The following is a 1844-nucleotide window of genomic DNA, read 5'->3' on the forward strand; positions in this document are numbered from 1 at the left end:
GCCGATCGAGATGACGTTGGCGTCGTTGTGCTGGCGGGCGAGCACCGCGGTGGACTCGTTCCAGACGAGCGCGGCCCGGATGCCCTCGACCTTGTTCGCGGCGATCTGCTCGCCGTTGCCGGAACCGCCGAACACCACGCCGAGGGACTCGACACCGGCGCGCTGGTCCTGCACGACCGCGTGCGCGGCGTTGATGCAGAACGAGGGGTAGTCGTCGAGTGCGTCGTACTCGGTCGGACCGTGGTCCACCACCTCGTGCCCGGCCTCCGTCAGGTGGGTGGCGAGGGTCTTGTTGAACTCGAGGCCGGCGTGGTCCGTTCCGAGGTGGATGCGCATGGCACCGATCCTATTCCTGCGCCTACCGGCCCCGGACCACGACGACGACGTACCGGACGAGGTCGTCACCGGTGTTCCGGTAGACCACGTCGGCCGGCTCGCCGAGCTCGATCCGGTCCCCCGCGCCGAGGCGCGTCACGTCGTCGCCGACGACGAGTTCGAGCGTGCCGTCGAGCACCCAGATGCAGTGCCGGAGGAAGGCGTACGCGGACGCCGGGTAGGCCACTCCGCGGCCGGCCGGGAGGCGCACCTCGGTCACGTCCGCGGGGAAGTCCGCACTCGAGACGGGACGACGGCGGTACCCGGTGTCGGGGTCGGTCCAGGAGTCGGCGGTCGCGCCGCGCTGGACGCCGCGCGCCTGGTCGGGGTCGCTCGACCTGGGCACCTCGTGCTCGAGGCTCTCGTCGAGGAGCTGTGAGACGGTGAGTCCGAACGCCCCGGACAGCCGCCCGAGGATGGTGGCCGTCGGGCTGGACACCCCGCGTTCGACGCGGTTGATCATGGCGCGGGAGACGCCCGACTCCTCGGCGAGTTCGGTGAGGCTCCACTTGCGCTCGGTGCGGAGACGCCGGAGCCGTTCACCGAGTCGACGCTGCTCGGCGTCGTCAGCGGACGCCGTGTCCGCCGTTTCCGCTTCCGGCGCCGTTTCGTCTACGATCTGAGACATGCCGACAGCATATGCGACGGGTTCCCCTTCCGCGGTCACGGTGCGCGACTGCGAGCCGCGCGACCTCGACGTCGTGCACGGGCTGCACGTCGACGCGGTGCTGCACTCCACGGCGATCTGGCAGGAGGAACCCCACCCGCGCCCCTGGTTCGACGGTTGGCTTGCCGAGCGGCGGTCGGCCGGACTGCCGGTGCTCGTCGCCGAGGTGGAGGGCGTCGTCGCGGGCTACGCCACGTACAGCGGCTTCCGGCCGCACCAGGGCTACCGGCACACGGTCGAGCACAGCGTCTACGTGGTCGAGCGGTTCCGCGGGCGGGGCGTGGCGACCGTGCTCATGGACGCACTCGTGGCTCGGGCGCGAGCCGACGGGCACCACGTGTTGATGGCCGGGATCTGCTCGTCGAACACCGGGTCGATCGCGTTGCACGAACGGCTCGGGTTCGTGACCGTCGGCGTCCTGCCGGAGGTCGGGCGGAAGTTCGACCGCTGGCTCGACCTGACACTCATGCGACTGCCGCTCGACTGAGCCGTCCCCGCGGGCCGCGCCCGCCTGCCGGGCGCGACCCGTGCCTCCCGGCCCTGCGCTCCTGCGCTCCTGCGCTCCTGCGCTCCTGCGCAACCAAAGTCAGACCGAACCAGACGATCTCGTGGTTCCGCGCGTCTTTGGTTGTGCGGCGACCGTTCGCGTCAGACGGTGGTGTCGAAGACCGGGCCGACGGTGCGCGAGCGCTTCAGCTCGAAGAAGCCCGGGTACTTCGCGACCGCGACGACGCCGTCCCAGAGGTCGAGCGCCTCCTGGCCCTTCGGCGCCGGCGAGATGACCGGGCCGAAGAACGCGGTG

3 protein-coding genes and 1 pseudogene are annotated in these 1844 nt (G+C 71.1%); 1 reads left to right on the top strand and 3 read right to left on the bottom strand.

Going from position 1 to position 1844, the window contains the following annotated elements; translation table 11 throughout:
- The coding region (locus I59_RS17010) for an RpiB/LacA/LacB family sugar-phosphate isomerase (protein WP_022904895.1) at window positions 1-336 on the bottom strand (336 nt) is incomplete at its 3' end.
- 22 nt (window positions 337-358) lie between these two features.
- Entirely contained in the window at window positions 359-1003 is a 645-nt protein-coding gene (locus I59_RS17015) for a helix-turn-helix domain-containing protein (protein WP_022904896.1), read from the bottom strand.
- Here I59_RS17015 and I59_RS17020 point away from each other — a divergent pair.
- Window positions 1002-1529: a GNAT family N-acetyltransferase gene (locus I59_RS17020; protein ID WP_031274329.1), complete on the top strand. Its 528-nt coding sequence runs from the start codon at window positions 1002-1004 to the stop codon at window positions 1527-1529. The two genes, I59_RS17015 and I59_RS17020, sit on opposite strands and share 2 nt — an antisense overlap.
- Before the next feature lie 161 nt (window positions 1530-1690).
- On the opposite strand, the pseudogene I59_RS23670 reads toward I59_RS17020, so the two are convergent.
- Window positions 1691-1844 (bottom strand): annotated as a pseudogene (locus I59_RS23670) (disulfide bond formation protein DsbA); the annotation flags it as partial.

Origin of the sequence: Curtobacterium sp. B8 (assembly GCF_000333315.1) — a bacterium.
GTDB classification, from domain to species: domain Bacteria; phylum Actinomycetota; class Actinomycetes; order Actinomycetales; family Microbacteriaceae; genus Curtobacterium; species Curtobacterium luteum.